Genomic DNA, 16,625 nt, shown 5'->3' on the forward strand with positions numbered 1-16,625 from the left:
ATGACCGCTACCGCCCAGACTCCACTGGTGCCTGACCTGGCCGCCCTGCAACAGCGGGCCGCGCTTCGCGCCGCCGAGCGGGCCGGCGGGCAGGACCGCCTACGCGGGCACATCGTCTGCGACGGCCTGGTGCGCATCTTCAAGACCGAGGGGGTGGAGGTGGTCGCCCTGCAGGGGCTCGACCTGGTCATCGACCGGGGTGAGCTGGTGGCGATCGTCGGTGCCTCCGGTTCGGGCAAGTCGACCCTGCTCAACATCCTCTCCGGCCTGGACACCCCGACCGCCGGTATCGCCCGGGTGGCCGACTACGACCTGCTCTCGCTCTCCGCCAAGCGGCGGCTGAGCTACCGCCGGCAGCTGGTCGGGTTCGTCTGGCAGCAGACCGGCCGCAACCTGCTGCCGTACCTCAACGCGCTGGAGAACGTCGAGCTGCCGATGCAGTTGGCCGGCAAGCGCAGCCGCAAGGCCCGCCGGGAGCGGGCCCGGGAACTGCTCGACCTGGTCGGCGTGGGCTACTGCGCCGATCGGCGCCCCGGGCAGCTCAGCGGTGGCGAACAGCAGCGGGTCGCGGTGGCGGTGGCGGTGGCCAACGACCCGGAGGTGCTCTTCGCCGACGAGCCGACCGGTGAGCTGGACGAGGCGACCGGCGCGGAGGTCTTCGCGGCGTTGCGCACCATCAACGCGGAACTGGGCGTGACCATCGTGGTCGTCACCCACGACCACGCCGTGGCCACGCAGGTCCGCCGGACCGTCGCGATCCGCGACGGCCGGACCGCCTCCGAGGTACGCCGGACCGCGCGGATCGACGCGGACGGCAACACCGAGCTGGTCAGCGAGGAGTACGCGGTGCTGGACCGCAACGGTCGGATGCAGCTGCCGGCTGCGTTCGTCGACGCGCTCTCGCTGAAGGAGCGGGTCCGGCTCGACCTGGAGCCGGACCATGTGCAGGTGCGGCCCGGCAACCGGGCCTCGGACGAGCGGGGGGCACGGGCATGAGCCGGCAGGACATGGTGGTGACCGGCGCGGCCGGGTTCGGCGGTGCGTCCGCGGCGCACTCCGACGAGGTGGTCCGGGTCAGTGGGGTCAGCCGGACCTTCGGCCGTGGTGAGCACGCCGTGCACGCGGTGCGGGACGTCTCGTTCTCCGCCAACCGGGGCGAGTTGGTCGCCATCCGAGGCCGGTCCGGGGCCGGCAAGACCACGCTTCTGAACCTGATCGGCGGGCTGGACCGGCCGGACAGCGGTCAGGTGGTGGTGGCCGGGCACGAGGTCACCTCCGCCGGGGAGGCGGAGCTGCTGCGGCTGCGCCGGGGCACCGTCGGGTTCGTGTTCCAGACCTTCGGGCTGGTGCCGATCCTCTCCGCCGCCGAGAACGTGGGCGTGCCGTTGCGGCTGGCACAGGTGCCGGCCGCGGCGCGGGAAGAGCGCGTCGCGGTGCTGCTGGAACTGGTCGGCCTGGGCGGGCACGCCGCGCAGCGCCCGTACGAACTCTCCGGTGGCCAGCAGCAGCGGGTCGCGGTGGCCCGTGCGTTGGCCAACGAGCCGGACCTGCTCATCGCCGACGAGCCCACCGGTCAGCTCGACTCGGAGACCGGTCGATCCATCATGGACCTGCTGCGCGCGGTGGTGCACGCCCGCGGCATGACGGCCCTGGTGGCCACGCACGACCCGGCCCTGATCGACCTCGCCGACCGGGTGCTCGTCCTGCGCGACGGCCGCCTGGTCGACGGCTGACCCCAGTCGAGGCTGCGGGCGGCGGATGGCGGGCGGCGGCGGACGCTGCCGCCCGCACCGTCAGAGCAGCTGGTCAGAGCGCGAGCTTCATGCCCTCGTGACTGGCCACGAAGCCGAGGCTCAGGTAGAAGCGGTGCGCGTCCTCGCGGGTCTTGTCGGTGGTGAGCTGCACCAGCGCGCAGCCGCGCTGCCGGGCCTGGTCGACCGCCCAGATCATCAGGTCTCGGCCCAGCCCCTGGCCACGCCGGTCGGAGCGGACCCGGACCGACTCGATCAGCGACCGCTCGCTGCCGTGCCGACCCAGACCCGGGATGTAGGTGATCTGCAGGCAGCCGACCAGTTCGCCATCCTGCTCGGCCACGATCAACTGGTTGCGCGGGTCCGCGTCGATGTCCGCGAACGCCTTCTCGTACGCCTCGTCGACCTCGGTGAAGTCGCGGGCCTTGCCCAGGACGTCGTCGGCGAGCAGGGCGATGACGGCGGGTAGGTCGGCCCGGGCCGCCTCCCGGTAGATCACGTCGCTCATGCCGGTGATCCTGGCACAGCGAAACCGGCGAATGGGTCTGTGCCGGTTGCGGGCGGCGGGCAGCATGGGCGGCATGGAGCTAGTGCTGCTGCCGTTCCGCGGGGTGTACCGGGCGTTGGTGTGGTTCGCGAACTCGCCCCGCACGTTGATCACCTCGTACCTGTTGATGATCGTGGTGGCCGGGGTCATCTACGGGGAGGTCGAGCAGCGCAGCCCGGCCGACGCCGTCTGGTGGGCGGTGGTGACCGCCTCCACCGTCGGGTACGGCGACATCTCGCCGACCACCTGGGCGGGCCGGACACTGGCCGCGCTGCTCATCTCGACCATGGTGCTGCTGGTCATCCCGCTGATCACCGCGCACTTCGCGAGCCGGCTCATCGTCGACGACGACGCCTTCGAGCATGAGGAGCAGGAGCAGCTCAAGGCCGACGTGCGCCGGATGCGGGCGCTGCTGGAGGAGTTGGCCACCCGGCAGGGAATCGATCTGCCCCCATTGCCGCCGACCCAGCCGGTCAGCGGGCCGGGCAGCGCTGCCCCTCCGGTGGCACGGTCAGGTCGATCAGGTAGGCGTCGACCGCGTTGGTGATGCAGGACGTCTGCGGGTAGGCGGTGTGCCCTTCGCCCTCCCAGGTCAGCACCCGACCGACGCCCAGCATCGACGCGAGCCGTGGGGTCTGCTCGTACGGCGTCGCCGGGTCGCCGGTGGTGCCGACCACCACGATCGGCGGTGCGCCGTTCGCCTTCCCGGTCGGGTACGGGTCGCGCCCGCCCGGCCACTCGACGCAGCTCAGCATGCCGACCGCCAACGCCGGCCCGAACAGCGGGTATTTCCCGCGCCACTCGGACTGCAACTGCCGGATCTGCGCCCGGCTCGGCTTCTCCGTCTCGTCGGCGCAGTTGATGGCCAGGTTGGCGTCGAACAGGTTCGAGTAGTGCCCGTCGTCCTCCCGGCCGGCGTACGCGTCGGCGAGCCGGAACACGTCCTTCGGGTCGCCCTCGGCCAGCTTGTCGATCGCCTGGGCCAGCTCCTGCCAGCCGGATTCGGTGTAGAGCGAGGAGATGACGGCGTAGAACACCCAGCCGGCGGTGGCCTCCCGCCCGTCGGCGCCGCGTACCGGGGAGACCTTGGCCTTGTCGATGGCCGAGGTGACCGCCGCGCGGGCGTCCGGGGCGATCGGGCAGCGGCCGGCGTTCGCCGCGCACCAGCGCGTGAAGTTGGTGAAGGCCCGTTCGAAGCCGCGGGCCTGGCTCTCCGAGCCCTCGACCAGCCGCTGCTGCGGGTCGACCGCGCCGTCGAGCACCAGCGCCCGCACCCGCTGTGGGTAGAGCTGGGCGTACGTGGCACCGAGCAGGGTGCCGTACGAGTAGCCCAGGTAGGTGAGCTTGTCGTCGCCCACGGCGGCGCGTACCGCGTCCATGTCGCGGGCGGCCTGCTCGGTGCCGTACAGCGGCAACTGGTCGCCGTAGCGGTCGCCGCAACCGCGCCCGATCCGCTGGCTCAGGCCGACGAAGCCGTCGAATGCCGACTGGCTCGCCGGGTCCGGGTCGAAGCCGAAGCTGGCGTCCAGGTCGGCGTCGGAGATGCACTTCACCGGGCTGGACCGGGAGACCCCACGCGGGTCGAAGCCGACGATGTCGAAGCGCTCGGTGATCGAGGCGGGCAGCCCGCCGAACTGGGGGCCGAAGGAGAGGTAGACGGCGGTGTCGACACCGGAGCCGCCCGGGCCGCCCGGGTTGATCACCAACGAGCCCACCCGGTCACGCTGCTTGGTGGACCGGGCGCGCAGCAGGGCGATCTCGAAGGTCTGCCCGGCGCCCGGCCCGGCGCTCGCCCCGCCGCCGGTGCCCCAGTCGCGGGGCACCGCGATCCGGGTGCACTCGTAGCGCATGTTCGGTGCGCCCCGCCCGACCAGCTCGTCGGGCACCTCCGGGCAGGGCCGCCAGTTCGGTGCGCTGCCGGTCGGGGCGGCCGCGCCCTCCACTTCGGTGCGCGGCGCGAACGCCGGCAGCGTGCAACCGGCGGTGAGCAGCGCGGCGACGCCGAAGGCGGCCAGAGTGCGACGGACCCGGCGGCTGGTCGCCATTCGAGCCTGGTCGGCGGTGCGGGTCACGTGGTCCTCCGGAATCGGGTCGACGGCCAGGCTACGCCGAGCCGGTGGCGGCTCGGTCCACGGTGGCCGTCGGGTCGCCGCGCAGCACCTGGTCCACGTCGAAGCGGATCGGCCGGTCGAGCTGGTCGTAGCGGCAGGATCGGGGGTCGCGGTCCGGGCGCCACCGAACGAACTGGGCGGTGTGCCGGAACCGTTCGCCCTCCATGGCGTCGTAGCCCACCTCGACCACCAGCTCCGGGCGCACCGGCTCCCACTCAAGGTTCTTCGTGCCGGTCCATCGGCTGACCCCACCCGGGATGCGTTGGCCACGCTCGTGGTCGCCGTGCACCCACGGGTGCTCGCCGCCGGTGTCCCGATAGGGCGCCAGCTCGTCGAGCAACTCGGCCCGGCGGGCCATGCTGAACGACGCGCTCACGCCCACGTGGTGCAGGACCCCGGCGTCGTCGTACAGGCCGAGCAGCAGCGAGCCCACCACCGGGCCGGACTTGTGCCAGCGGAAGCCGGCCACCACCGCGTCCGCGGTGCGGGCATGCTTGACCTTGAACATCAGTCGCTTGCCCGGCTCGTACGGCAGGTCGGCCGGCTTGACGATCAAACCGTCCAGCCCGGCGCCCTCGAAGACGTCGAACCAGCGCCGTGCGGTGTCCGGGTCGGTGGTGACCTGGGTGACGTGCACCGGCGGGCGCACGCCGGCCAGCGCCTCGACCAGCCGCTCCCGGCGGCGCGGGTAGGGCTGGTCGAGCAGGGCCTCGTCACCGATCGCCAGCAGGTCGAACGCGACGAAGTCGGCCGGGGTGGTCTCGGCCAGCATCTTCACCCGGGACGCGGCCGGGTGGACGCGCTGGGCCAGCAGCTCGAAATCCAGCCGGGGCTGCCCGCTCGGCCCGTCGCGCCGAATCACGATCAACTCCCCGTCGACCGCGCACCGCTCCGGCAGTTGCCGACGGGCCTGCTCGACCACCTCGGGGAAGTAGCGGGTCATCGACTTGCCGCCCCGGCTGGACAACTCGACCTCGTCGCCGTCGCGGAACACGATGCACCGGAACCCGTCCCACTTGGGCTCGTAGGTCACCCCGGGCGTGGTGGGCAGCTTGGGAACGCTCTTGGCCAGCATCGGCTCGACCGGCGGGTTGATCGGCAGGTCCACGCCGACCAGTCAATCAGACGGTGCCGACAGTCGTGAGGCAGATCACCGTGGACGGCGGGGCGGCGTGTCCGCCTACGCGCTGCTCGTCCCCGCCGGGCGAATCGAATAACCCCAGGTCAGAGCTACTTTCGCGAGGTGTCCGAGTGGGTCTGTGGCTGCTGCGGGCGGTGGCGGGTGAGCGTCGAGCTGATCCGGGGCCGCCACCGCTTCCGGCTGACCCGCCGCTACCCGGAGCGGTTCGGCGGCGGCCGGAACGTGCTCGGCGAGGTCGGCTCGGTGCCCGAGCTGGAGGAGCTGCTGCGTCGGCGTACCCCGCTCACCCTGGCCGACCTGCACGAGGCCGCCTGATCGGTGTGCGGTGTGCGGCCCGCAGGAGTGGGGTACCAAGCGGTCAGCGTCCACTCAGGAGGATCGATGACCAGCCTGTTCACGTCGGACCTGCCACTCGCGGCGACCGACCTGCTCGCGGCCAAGAAATCGCCCGTCTCCGGAACGTGGACGACGGTCCTCGGTGTCCTCTTCCTCGCCGCAGTCGCCTTCCTCGTCCACGTCGCGATCAAACGGCGGCGTTGAACGTCGGTGTCACAATGCTCCCGGCGGCCTCGTCTGCACCCGTGGCGGTGCCGAGCGGCGCCGCCGGGGAGGGGACACCATGCGGTTCGAGGCCGATACCGAGATCGCGGCGGACGCCGAGCAGGTCTGGGCGGTGCTGGTCGACGTGCCCCGCTGGCCCGAGTGGACGGAGTCGGTGACCCGGGCCGAGCGCGGGGAGCAGGGGCCGCTCGCCGTCGGCGCGACCGCACGACTGACCCAGCCGAAGCTGCGGCCGGCGGTCTGGCGGGTCACCGAGCTGACCGAGCGTCGCGAGTTCGTCTGGGTCTCCGACGCCCCCGGTGTACGGACCACGGCGGAGCACCGGCTGCTGCCGCTGCCCGACGGGCGTACCCGCGTCGAGTTGGCCTTCAGCCAGTCCGGCCCGCTGGCCGGCCTGATTGGCCGGCTGTACGGCGGGCTGTTCCGCCGCTACGTGCGGATGGAGGCCGACGGGCTCAGGCGTCGCTGCGAGCGGGGCTGACGGCCGGCTTCTCCAACACGGCCAACGAGATGTCGTGCGGGGACGGGCGGTGCGCGACGATCCGGTAGCCGTGCCGCTGGTACAACCGCAGGTTGCGCGCGCTGTCCGCGCCGGTGAACAGGGTGAACCGGGCCGCTTGGCCGGCACAGGCCCGCTCGATGGCGGTGAGCAGCTGCGCCCCGACACCCCGCCCCTGCTGGTCCGGGGCGACCGCGAGGCGGCCGACGTGCGCGGTGTCGCCGTCCAGGTGGGCCCGCACCGAGCCGACCAGCCGGTGCCCCAACCGGGCGGCGAGCACGATGCTCGGGCCGGCCAGCACCGCCGCGACCTCGTCCAACGTCTCGGTCAGCGGAGGCAGGAACGGATCGGTGTAGTGCTGCGCCTCGCTCAGGTACGCGGCGCGCTGCACGGTGAGGATCTCGCCGGCGTCCGCGACACCGGCCGGGACGATGCTCGCCTCGGCGTTCATCGGGGCAGCACACCACAACCGCCGTCGCCATCGACGGGCGGCCCGGCCGCGCCGGTCGTACCCTGACCGTGTCTTGTCGAGGTCGAGGGGGAACGGTGGCCGAGCTGACATACCCGGAGGTGGGGTCGACCCGGCGCGGGCCGCTGCCCGGCGGGTACCACCACCTGCGCCACCGGTATCCGTTGCCCGGCGGCTGCTTCGACACCGCCGCCGACGCGGTGTTGAGCTGGCGGCTGCACCGCGCCGCCGGCGTCCGGATCCGCACCGACGCGCCGCGGGCCACCGCCGGTGTGCTGGTGACCTCCGGCCTCGGGGTCGGCCCGGCCCGCCTCTGGGGGCCGTGCCAGGTGGTCTGGAGCGCGGACTCGCCCACCCTCGCCGGTTTCGGCTACGGCACCCTGCCCGGGCACCCGGAGCGGGGCGAGGAGGCGTTCGAGGTCGTCCGTGACGACGCCGGCGCGGTCTGGTTCGAGGTCCGCGCGTTCAGCCTGCCGAACCGCTGGTTCACCCGTGCCGGAGGCCCGGCGGTTCGGGCCGTGCAGCACACGTACGCCTGGTGGCTCGGCCGTACCCTGCGTCGGCTCTGCGCCGGTCGCTGACCGCCATGGCGCCGGCGAGACTCTAGTACCGGGCGAACGAGCGGATCGGGGCGCGCGGGCCGTACTTCGGTGCCCGGATGCCGGCCGCCTCCAACAGCAGACACACCCGACCACGGTGACCTCGGAACGGCTCCAGCAGGGCCATCATCCGGGCGTCGTCGCCCCTCGGTTCGGCAGCGAGCGCCCAGGCCACAGTGTTCGGGATGTGGTAGTCGCCGACGCTGACCGCGTCCGGGTCGCCGTACGCGATCCGGACCACCTCGGCGGCCGTCCACGGCCCGATGCCGGGGATCGCGGTCAGCCGGCGGGTGGCGTCGGTGGCGTCGGTGCTGCGCTCCAGGCGGTCGGCGAGCGCAGCGGCGCGACGGAGCGTGTCGGCCCGGCGCTGCTCCACCCCGAACGGGTGGAACACCCAGTACGGGGTGGCGGCGACCGCGGCTGCCTCGGGCGGCAGGAGCAGCGGCTGTAACGGGCCGGGAGCCGGCTCCCGGAAGTGCCGCACCATCGCCGCGTACGCCCGGTAGGCCTCCTTGCCGGTGACCTTCTGCTCGAAGACCGCGCGCAGCAGCCGGGGGAAGACCTCCCCGGTGGCGGGCATCCGGAGCCCCCGGTGCTCCCGGGCCAGCCGGGCGACCAGCGGGTGCGCCGCGGCCAGCTCGGTGAAGCCGGTCAGGTCGTCGCGCAGCCCAGCGATCGCGTCGGCGCGGGCGAGGACGTGCTCGGCGCCGGGCCCGTACCCCTCCGCGAGCAACTCGCCGCCGGCCGGTCGCAGCGCGAGCGTGGCCGGACCGTCCGGGGTGCGCGTGGCCCACCAGAAGGTGCCGGCCGCCACCCGGGCGCACGGGTCGTACGGGCTGAAGGTGAGCGAGCGGACCGAGGCGGTCAGCCGGTAGCCGACCGGCGGGTGCAGCACCCTGGTCGCGGTGGGCTCCGTGGCGGTCACCCCGCCACTGTGCCAGGCACCGAGGCGGCACGGGTAGCCGGTATACCGGTGCGCGGCCGGATCCGGCAGCAGCGGGAAGACACCATCGGTCCACCGTTGTGCCGCATTCGTACCAACCAAACGGACAGAATTAATTGGGCGAAATGGTGCATGACTATCATATGTGACGATTGCTGGTGGGCCGGGACATCGATTGTGTGGTTGTTTGGTGACCAGTAGGTGAACGGTGCTGCTTCGGGCTCACCTGCGGCGGCTACACCCGCCCGGAACGGGCAGGCCCGGGGTTGGGTGGTGGTCGGTGATCCGCGGCAGTCGCTGCGTGCGCCTCAACCCTGCCCAGCTCGTCGCGCAGCGTTACGGGGAGCTGTGGAGAGGCATGCGGTGATGGCTGCGCGAGTGAACGTCCGGTCAGAACGGCCTCCCGCATGATCGCCTTACGGATCTACCGCGCGCTGCCCCCACCTGTGCGGCGCCGACTGGTCAACCTGCTTCCCGCGCACCGACGGATGGGGGTCGTTCGTACCCTCTCCGGGCCGCGCGGGGGCGGCACGGTCCACCCGCTGGGTGCCCGGGTGACGGTGCCTGACGGTGGCGTCCGTACCCGGGCCGAGGTGGTCGCCACGGCCACGCCGTTGGAGGTGTGGCACCGCAACCTGACGGCGGTCACCAGCGCCCTGGAGTCGGCCGGCATCGACTACCACTGCCTGCGTAACGATGACTTCCTGCGCAGCTCCGTCGCGGTTCTCGACGACCACCGTGCCGCCGTCAGTCGGCTGGTGCGGTCGGCGCCCGCGCTGGAGGGCGCGCACGTCCGGGTCGTCGAGGTGCTGCCCAGCCGGGATCAGCCGGAGGCGGCGCCGGCAGAGGTGTTCCAGATCTGGTTCCCGATGACCGACGCCCGAGCGGGTGTGGTCCTCGGCGCGCAGTTCGCCTGCGAAGTCGAGTTCTGGACGCGACACGACGACGTGGTCCGCGCCCCCCGGCACAACGCGGTGATCGACGAGGCGCCCGCCGGGGCGGAGCCGGTCCGGGTCGCCGCCGCGCTGCTCAGCCACTTCGTGCCCGAGGCGGACGACCACACGTACCGCACCCGGCGGGATCTCACCGTTCGCGCCCCGGACCGGGTGGGCTTTCCGATCGACGCCGTCTACACCTGGGTGGACGGTTCGGACCCGGAGTGGTTGAAGCGGAAGATGGCCGCACTCGGCACCCCCGATGGTCCGCTGCACGCGATCGCGGCGAACACATCGCGCTACCACAACCGCGACGAGCTGCGGTATTCGATGCGCTCGCTGCACAGCTTCGCACCGTGGCTACGCCGGATCTTCCTGATCACCGACAGTCAGTTGCCCAGCTGGCTCGACCCGACCCACCCGATGGTCACCGTCGTGTCGCACGCCGAGCTCTTCGCCGATCTCGGCGGTCAGTCGTCGTTCAACTCCCACGCCATCGAGGCCCGGCTGCATCGCATCGACGGTCTGGCCGAGCATTTCCTCTACCTCAACGACGACGTCTTCCTGGGCCGGCCACTGCTGCCGACGCACTTCTTCCACGCCAACGGGATCGCGAAGTTCTTCCTGTCACCGGCGCAGTTCGGGCTGGGTGAGGCGAAGCCGACCGACGCGCCGGTGAAGGCTGCCGGCAAGAACAACCGCCGGCACATCCAGCGGCAGTTCGGCGTCACGATCACCCAGAAGATGAAGCACACGCCGTTCGCGCTCCGGCGCAGCATCATGCGTCAGATCGAGGTCACCCTGCAGGCGGACGTGACGGCGACCGCCCAGCACCGCTTCCGCCACTACGGCGACCTCTCGATCCCGTCGTCGCTGCACCAGTACTGGGCGTACCTGACCGCGCAGGCGGTCCCCGGGGAGATCGAGTACGAGTACGCCGACCTCGGTCATCCCTCGACGCCCGCCCGCCTCACCGAGTTGCTCGCTCGTCGGCACCGTGACGTCTTCTGCCTCAACGACACCGACTCGGACCCGAATGCGTTCCAGGAGCAGGAGAGCATGCTGGCCGACTTCCTGCCGCGCTACCTGCCCTTCCCGGCCCCGTTCGAGCTGCCCGACGACGTGATCGCCGAACGCCGGAAGCTCGGGGCCACCGACCTGTGGAGGCAGGCTCGCGGCGCCGACCGGCGCGGCAGGCAGTTGGACGCGCCGACGACCCCCGCACTCCGGGTCGGCCGGCATGCGGACTCGGCAGTGGTGCACAAACCCCGGGTAGGACCGCGGCTGGACGCACCGACGCTACCCTCGGGCCGCATCGCCACCGGCCGGCATACCGCCCACCAGGCGGAGGATCGCCGCCCGGGACCGGACCTTCCGCCGCGGTAGAGACCCGAAGTCGAGGTCCCCGCTCAGCGGGGACCTCGACAGGGCTCCGCTCAGCAGGCCCGGTTGCGGATGCTGCCTCGCTCGAACTGACTGGCCACGGGGAAGTAGCTCTCGAGGAAGGTCATGACGATCCGGCCCTGCTCCGCCGCGTCGAGGTGACCGTGGTGAGTGTCGTTCAGGCAGAACGAGTCGTAGCTCCGGGTCGTCATGATCTGGGTCAGCTGCGGGTGCTCCGACGGCTCGCCGGTGTTGACGTAGCTCATCCGGATGGTGCCCGGCACGGACCGCCCGGTGAGGTAGCCGACGTAGTGGTGCAGCGAGGACGCGACCGAGACGTCCGAGTGGGACCGTAGCTGGCACGTGGCGGTGAGCTTCACGTCGTCGGCGAACTGCCGATCCAGGTCGTTGGCGACGCTGCGGGTCATCGCGTATGGCGCGTGCAGCAGGCCATGGGTCAGCGTACGACCGAAGGCGCTCCGGATCAGCTGGCGGTTGTTCTTGGCCGCGCTGAAGTTGTAGTCGTCCTCCGCCGCGACGTCGAGCATCGGAATCGGTGTCGGCGACAGGAAGAACTTCGCCAGGCCGGTCGGATCGAAGAACAGCGTCGGCCGGGTCGGGCGGCCCAGGAAGAAGTCGTCGTTGAAGTAGACGAAGTGCTCGGCGAGGCCGTCGATGTGGTGCAGTTGCGACTCGATGGCGTGTGAGTTGAACGTCGGCAGGGTGCCGCGTCCACCGAACAGCTCGCGGTGGTCGACGACGGAGACCCGGGGGTGGTCGGTGTCGAGCCAGGTCGGGGTCTGCCCCGCCGTCACCACGTAGATGTTGCGGACCCACGGCGCGTACATGTCGATGGAGCGCAGCGAGTAGCGCAGCTCGTCGCGGTCCCGGAAACGAGCCGATCCGTCCGCCGCCGCGAGTGGCTCCCGGCCCAGCTCCGCGAGGACCCGGTCCTTGGCCGCACGCCACTGCGGGTCGTCGCCGTCCACCCAGGTGTAGACGACGTCGACTGGGAAGTCCAGATCGGATACGAGTCGGTGGGTGAAGGGCTCGATGGTGGGATGCTCCCGATCCCGCACGGTCAGGGTGGCCGGTGTCATGGCCGCCACCGGGACGCTGGGGCCGATCAGTGTGGGACGAGTGGCGACCAGCGCCGAGCCGTCCTGGGACGGGGTCCAGAACTCGACGTCACAGCCGAGCGCGGGCCCGTACCGGAGGGTCCGCGACGACGACACCACCGGCCGGAACAGCCGCAGGCCGATGGCCTCGGCGGCCTGACTCTCGCTGGTGAGGCACGCGGCGAGGGTCACGGCCGTGACCTTGGCGCCCGTGGTGAGGGTCTCGGCGTAGAAGGGCGCGGCGGAGAACTCCTCCGCGAGGGCGGCGAACACCGCGTCGCGATGCTCCGGGGCGACCACCACCCGGTATCGGACACCGTGGTCGCGCGCCACCCAGTAGGAGATGCCATGGCGCCGGAGGAGATCGGTCACCGCGGTGAAGTTGTCGTGGGCGGCGTCGGCGGGTGTGAGATTGTCCCGGACGACGCTGAGGCGACCGCCGGAGCGGACCAGCCCCGCGACGGTCTCCTGGATGCGCTCCTCGACGGTCGCCACGTCCAACCCGCTCGTGACATGAGAGGGACGGGGAGCGGCGGGAGCGAAGCCGGCTCCGCCGGTGCGCCCGATCCACGCCGCGAGTCGGTCGGCACGCGCCTGTTCGCCCTCGGCCCGCCCCGCGATCAGGTCCGCGAAGAGCTGCTCCCAGCGGTGCATGATCGGATCGATGCGGTAGTCCTCGGCGGCGCGCAGGGCACTGTCACCGAAGTCCTGCCGCAGCCGATCATCCGCGATGAGCTTCATCATCGCGTCCGCCAGACCGTCGATGTCGCCCGAGCTGACCAGGAAACCATTCGCGCCGTGAGTGATGATCTCGGCCGGACCGGTCTGGATGTCGTACGCCACCGCCGGCACGCCGGCCGCGAACGCCTCCAGCAGCACCAACGGCAGTGCCTCACCGTCGCGCGAGGAGAGCAGCGCGATGCTGGTCTTCGACCACTCCTCGACCATCCGGTTGGTTGGCCCGAGCACCTGCACGTTGTCGCTCAGACCGAGGTCGGCGGCGAGGCCGCGCATCTCCCCGAGCAGCGGGCCGTCGCCGAAGATCCGCAACGTCCACTCCGGGTACGTGTCGGCGACTGTGCGGAAGGCGCGGATTGCATGGTCGATCCGCTTCTCCGGCACCATCCGGCCCGCCACGCTCACCACTGGGTTGCGGAGGGTGGACCGAGGACGGAACCCGTCGGGGATGCTGTTCTGGATGACCTCGATCCGCGGGCAGGACGACGCGAAGGTGTCGACGAACCAGTCCCGGGTGCGGTCGGTCAGCACCACCAGCGCGTCCAGTCGCGGGGCGAACTGGAACAGCGGCTCGCCGGTTCCGCCCCGCAACTGCGACGGCCGGTGCTCCTGGTGGACCGTGACCACGGAGGGCGGCGCCAGTGTGGTGGCCATGGCCATCAGCGCCGGCGAGGAGGAGACGAGCACGTCGGTGTCGAGCGACCGCAGCGCCCGGTCGATCTCCAGGTCGGCCAGGCGGCTGCCCTGCTTCTCCCACCGGGCCGGCATCAACCGGCTCGGGCTGCGGTACAGCGCCGCGTACGCCTCGTCATCGACGCTCGTCGGGCGGATCGGCCGCGGGGCCGGGCCGGTCAGGTCGACGAGGTAGCGCATCCGTACCCGCTCGTCGGCCTGGAAGAAGCCCTCGTCGCTGGTGCGGTAGACGCTGATCACCTCGACCGTGTGACGTCGCGCGAGATGGTCGGCCTGCGTGAGGATGGCGCGTTCCGTGCCGCCCATGGCATCGGCGGTCAGCAGGAGGAATGTGATCTTCAACTCGGGGTCCCCGTGAAACGTGTGAAGCGGAGGCAGGCCACCGCCAAATTGCCGGCTGGGGTGTAGTACGGGCGGTAACCAACGAACTGGTCGCCGTCGAGCGGCAGAATGGCCCGGCTGACGCGGAGGACCGTACGCGGGTCGGTGAGGTCGTGCAGGAACCGGCCGAGCCGGACCATGCGGGTGGCGGAGGTGCGCACCCACGCTTCCCAGATGACCTCCTCGCCCAGCTGGTCCGGCGCCAGGTCGGCGAGGGGTACGACGAACTCGAAGTCGTCGCCGACCGCCGCGATGGGCACGACCACGTCGGTGCCACCGCCCCGCGGCGTGAAAACGATCGCCGGAGCGTCCTGCGCCCGTACGCCGACGAACCGGGCCCGGATCCGGGCCTCGGCGTGGCCGGTCGCGAGCTGGACCACCTCGGCCCTGGCGCGCGCGCCGGTGACGGTGAGCTGTGCGAGCCCGTCGCCGCTGCGCCCTGGCCGGTACGACCAGCCGGACACCGGGTGCGGCGGGTTGCCCACTGTCGGTCCGTCCCGATCCGGGGTCTCCTCGACCGTCAGGGAGAACCGACGTTCACCCGCCGGGCCGGCGTCCACCGCGAGCCCCATCGACCAGGTGCCTTTGCCCAGCGCAATCTCGTCGGTGGAGTCACCGAGCCGGGCCACCGCCTCCACGGCGAGCCGACCGGCCTCCCGTCGGACCCTCGCCGGGCAGCGGAGTGTGTCGCCGTCGCGGACGAAGAAGATCACGGCCCGGTCGGTCGGTTCGATGTCGGCCGGCAGCACCGCGTGCACGTGCAGCGTGCGCCCGTCGAGTACGGCGAAGAAGTCGCAGTCGGCCGGCGGCAGCCCAGCCACCGGGTCGTGCCGCAGGCGGGTGACCCGCTCGACGAGCCGGTCGGTGACCAGACCGGCGCGACGGCGGGCACCGTACATCGCCTGCAGCAGGCGGGGCTGCGCCATCCGGTTGGCCGGGTTCACCGGACCCACTCGGGTTCGTCGGTCGTCCCGTCGACCCCGCCCGCCATGAGGGCCTGCTCACCGGCGACCACGGCGGCCTCCGGAAGGTACGTCGCGGCCCGCGCCGTCGCCGTCATCCTCGCCCGCTCCGCCTCGACCTCGGCCGGGAGCTCGAACGGTGCCCGGAACGGGAAGTACGCCGAAAGGAAGTCGGTCAGCATGGCGAGCTGCTCGGAGAGGAGGACCTCGCCCGAGTCGGTGTCGTTGAGGCAGAACACGTCACAGTGCCGCCGGGCCAGCAGGTTGGCCAGCTTCACCGGGGTGGACGGGTCGGCCAGGTCGGCGTACGTGTAGCGGATCGACCCGGGCACCGCCTGACCGGAGAAGAACGACCAGTAGTGCTGCAACGAGGACGGGATCGAGAGATCTTTCGGGTGCCGGAACTGATGCCCGGCGGTGCCCACCACCTCGGCCGGCAGGTGCCGCTCGATGTCCTCCAGCACGCTTCTGCGCAGCGGGTAGGGGACGTGCCGCATCTTCTGCGTGATGGTGCGTCCGAACCGTTCCTCGATGTGCCGGCGATTGTTCTTGCCGGCCGCGGTAACCGGTGCGTCGTAGACGGTCGCCGGGCCGACGTCCAACTGGGCCGGCGACGGAAAGAACTTCGCGATGCCGTTGGCGTGGAAGAACGTGGTCGGGAGCAGCGGGCGCCCGAAGAACATGTCGTCGTTGACGTAGATGAAGTGCTCGCTGAGGCCCGGGATGAGGTGCAACCGGGACTCGATGGCGTGCGAGTTGAAGGTCGGCAGCTGGCCGGTGTCACCGAAGATCTCGCGGTGGCGCACCACCCGCACCGTCGGGTGCTCGACGTCCAGCCACGGCGGGACCTGGTCGTCGGTCACCAGGTAGATCTGCCGGACCCACGGCGCGAACGACACCACGGAGCGCAGTGAGTACCGCAGCTCGTCGCGGCTGGCGTAGCGGGAGGAGTGTGCGCCGACCAGATTGATCTCGGCCTGCCCGTGCTCGCGCAGGGCCGCGTTCTTCCGGGCCTGCCAGTCGCTGTCGTCACCGTCGACCCAGGTGTAGACGAGGTCGATCGGGAAGGTGATGTGCTCGTGGCCCAGGCCGGCGAACTCGGAACGGGTGCGGTAGGTGGCCGGCCCACCGGCCGGCACGAAGCGGCTGAGCTGGGACGCCGGGACGCGGATCGTCTCGCCCGTCTCCGGTACGGCAGCGGCGACCTGGTTGCCGCGCGGCGCTACGAGGTCCGCCTCGGGCTTCTCCAGCGGCGAGACCGTACGCCAGAACTCGACCTCGCAGGCGAAGGCGCTGCCGAGGACGGTGTGACCGAAGGGGTCGGTGACCGCGTGGAAGACCTGTGCGATGGCGTCACGGTGGCTGGCGCTGACCTCGCGGCGCCCGGAGTCGACGAAACGCAGGGTGACCCCGTCGGTCGACGTGGCCCGGGCGAGCACCTTGAGCGCCTTCACCCGGTGCTTGCGCGGCACGGCGATCGCGCTGCGCAGGTCGTCGGCGTGCCGCACGTGGAAACCGTCGATCCCGGCCTTGTCGAGCGCCTGGGTGACCAGGTCCAGGTTGCGCTGCCGGAGGGCCAGCGGCGTCGCCTCCTCGACGACCCGGGCCTGCACCCGGTGGCCGTCGACATCCCGGACCTGACGCACCTCACCAGGCGCGGTCCGGGATCGGCGGGCGGCGGTGACCTGGGTCAACCGACGGACGAGCCAGAGCTGCCGCTGAGGCGGCACGAGCTGGATGAGCTTGTCCCGGTACGCCTTCGGCACCACCCGGTGAGGGCGCAGCATCATGCTC

The 16,625-nt window shown here is 71.7% G+C and carries 16 protein-coding genes; 8 read left to right on the top strand and 8 right to left on the bottom strand.

Features of this window, described 5'->3' with window-relative positions:
- Complete coding sequence (locus ACQRWP_RS02870) at nt 1-996, top strand: ABC transporter ATP-binding protein (RefSeq protein WP_430500671.1); 996 nt, start codon at nt 1-3, stop codon at nt 994-996.
- Between the two features lie 11 nt (nt 997-1,007).
- On the top strand, nt 1,008-1,733 hold the full coding sequence (locus tag ACQRWP_RS02875; RefSeq protein ID WP_430503390.1) for an ABC transporter ATP-binding protein: 726 nt from the start codon (nt 1,008-1,010) through the stop codon (nt 1,731-1,733).
- 73 nt (nt 1,734-1,806) lie between these two features.
- On the opposite strand, the gene ACQRWP_RS02880 is transcribed toward ACQRWP_RS02875, so the two are convergent.
- Nucleotides 1,807-2,259: an N-acetyltransferase family protein gene (locus ACQRWP_RS02880; RefSeq protein WP_430500672.1), complete on the bottom strand. Its 453-nt coding sequence runs from the start codon at nt 2,257-2,259 to the stop codon at nt 1,807-1,809.
- A gap of 73 nt (nt 2,260-2,332) precedes the next feature.
- On the opposite strand from ACQRWP_RS02880, the gene ACQRWP_RS02885 reads away from it, so the two are divergent.
- Nucleotides 2,333-2,845 carry an ion channel gene (locus ACQRWP_RS02885; RefSeq protein WP_430500673.1) on the top strand — a complete coding sequence of 171 codons (513 nt, stop codon included), beginning with the start codon at nt 2,333-2,335 and terminating at the stop codon, nt 2,843-2,845.
- Here the strand turns inward: ACQRWP_RS02885 and ACQRWP_RS02890 are convergent.
- Together ACQRWP_RS02890 and ACQRWP_RS02895 are read right to left on the bottom strand one after the other, a co-directional pair.
- Nucleotides 2,772-4,343 carry an alpha/beta hydrolase gene (locus tag ACQRWP_RS02890; RefSeq protein WP_430503391.1) on the bottom strand — a complete coding sequence of 524 codons (1,572 nt, stop codon included), beginning with the start codon at nt 4,341-4,343 and terminating at the stop codon, nt 2,772-2,774. The two genes, ACQRWP_RS02885 and ACQRWP_RS02890, sit on opposite strands and share 74 nt — an antisense overlap.
- Before the next feature lie 58 nt (nt 4,344-4,401).
- Complete coding sequence (locus tag ACQRWP_RS02895) at nt 4,402-5,517, bottom strand: ATP-dependent DNA ligase (protein ID WP_430500674.1); 1,116 nt, start codon at nt 5,515-5,517, stop codon at nt 4,402-4,404.
- Between the two features lie 135 nt (nt 5,518-5,652).
- Between ACQRWP_RS02895 and ACQRWP_RS02900 the strand changes: the two genes are divergently transcribed.
- The 3 genes from ACQRWP_RS02900 to ACQRWP_RS02910 all read left to right on the top strand — a co-directional run bounded on the left by ACQRWP_RS02900 (nt 5,653) and on the right by ACQRWP_RS02910 (nt 6,592).
- Nucleotides 5,653-5,865, top strand: coding sequence for a hypothetical protein (locus ACQRWP_RS02900; protein WP_354941704.1), 213 nt, complete (start codon nt 5,653-5,655; stop codon nt 5,863-5,865).
- Between the two features lie 66 nt (nt 5,866-5,931).
- Nucleotides 5,932-6,090 carry a hypothetical protein gene (locus tag ACQRWP_RS02905; protein WP_430500675.1) on the top strand — a complete coding sequence of 53 codons (159 nt, stop codon included), beginning with the start codon at nt 5,932-5,934 and terminating at the stop codon, nt 6,088-6,090.
- Nucleotides 6,091-6,169: 79 nt separating this feature from the next.
- On the top strand, nt 6,170-6,592 hold the full coding sequence (locus tag ACQRWP_RS02910; RefSeq protein WP_430500676.1) for an SRPBCC family protein: 423 nt from the start codon (nt 6,170-6,172) through the stop codon (nt 6,590-6,592).
- Here ACQRWP_RS02910 and ACQRWP_RS02915 read toward each other — a convergent pair.
- Nucleotides 6,567-7,061: a GNAT family N-acetyltransferase gene (locus ACQRWP_RS02915; protein ID WP_430500677.1), complete on the bottom strand. Its 495-nt coding sequence runs from the start codon at nt 7,059-7,061 to the stop codon at nt 6,567-6,569. The genes ACQRWP_RS02910 and ACQRWP_RS02915 overlap by 26 nt on opposite strands.
- A gap of 95 nt (nt 7,062-7,156) precedes the next feature.
- Here ACQRWP_RS02915 and ACQRWP_RS02920 point away from each other — a divergent pair, with 95 nt between their 5' ends.
- Nucleotides 7,157-7,660 (top strand): DUF1990 family protein, encoded by a 504-nt coding sequence (locus tag ACQRWP_RS02920; protein ID WP_430500678.1) that lies wholly within the window; start codon nt 7,157-7,159, stop codon nt 7,658-7,660.
- A gap of 22 nt (nt 7,661-7,682) precedes the next feature.
- On the opposite strand, the gene ACQRWP_RS02925 is transcribed toward ACQRWP_RS02920, so the two are convergent.
- Nucleotides 7,683-8,603: a DNA-3-methyladenine glycosylase family protein gene (locus ACQRWP_RS02925; protein WP_430500679.1), complete on the bottom strand. Its 921-nt coding sequence runs from the start codon at nt 8,601-8,603 to the stop codon at nt 7,683-7,685.
- A gap of 425 nt (nt 8,604-9,028) precedes the next feature.
- On the opposite strand from ACQRWP_RS02925, the gene ACQRWP_RS02930 reads away from it, so the two are divergent.
- Complete coding sequence (locus tag ACQRWP_RS02930) at nt 9,029-10,942, top strand: stealth family protein (protein ID WP_430500680.1); 1,914 nt, start codon at nt 9,029-9,031, stop codon at nt 10,940-10,942.
- Nucleotides 10,943-10,992: 50 nt separating this feature from the next.
- Here ACQRWP_RS02930 and ACQRWP_RS02935 read toward each other — a convergent pair whose 3' ends face one another.
- The 3 genes from ACQRWP_RS02935 to ACQRWP_RS02945 are packed head-to-tail and all read right to left on the bottom strand — an operon-like array spanning nt 10,993 to nt 16,621.
- Entirely contained in the window at nt 10,993-13,830 is a 2,838-nt protein-coding gene (locus ACQRWP_RS02935) for a Stealth CR1 domain-containing protein (RefSeq protein WP_430500681.1), read from the bottom strand.
- Nucleotides 13,827-14,822, bottom strand: a complete 996-nt coding sequence (locus tag ACQRWP_RS02940) for a hypothetical protein (RefSeq protein WP_430500682.1) — start codon at nt 14,820-14,822, stop codon at nt 13,827-13,829. Before ACQRWP_RS02940 ends, ACQRWP_RS02935 begins: the two co-directional genes overlap by 4 nt.
- Nucleotides 14,810-16,621: a stealth family protein gene (locus tag ACQRWP_RS02945; RefSeq protein WP_430500683.1), complete on the bottom strand. Its 1,812-nt coding sequence runs from the start codon at nt 16,619-16,621 to the stop codon at nt 14,810-14,812. Before ACQRWP_RS02945 ends, ACQRWP_RS02940 begins: the two co-directional genes overlap by 13 nt.
- Nucleotides 16,622-16,625 lie beyond the last annotated feature (4 nt).

This window comes from Micromonospora trifolii, from assembly GCF_050516465.1.
GTDB lineage: Bacteria > Actinomycetota > Actinomycetes > Mycobacteriales > Micromonosporaceae > Micromonospora > Micromonospora trifolii.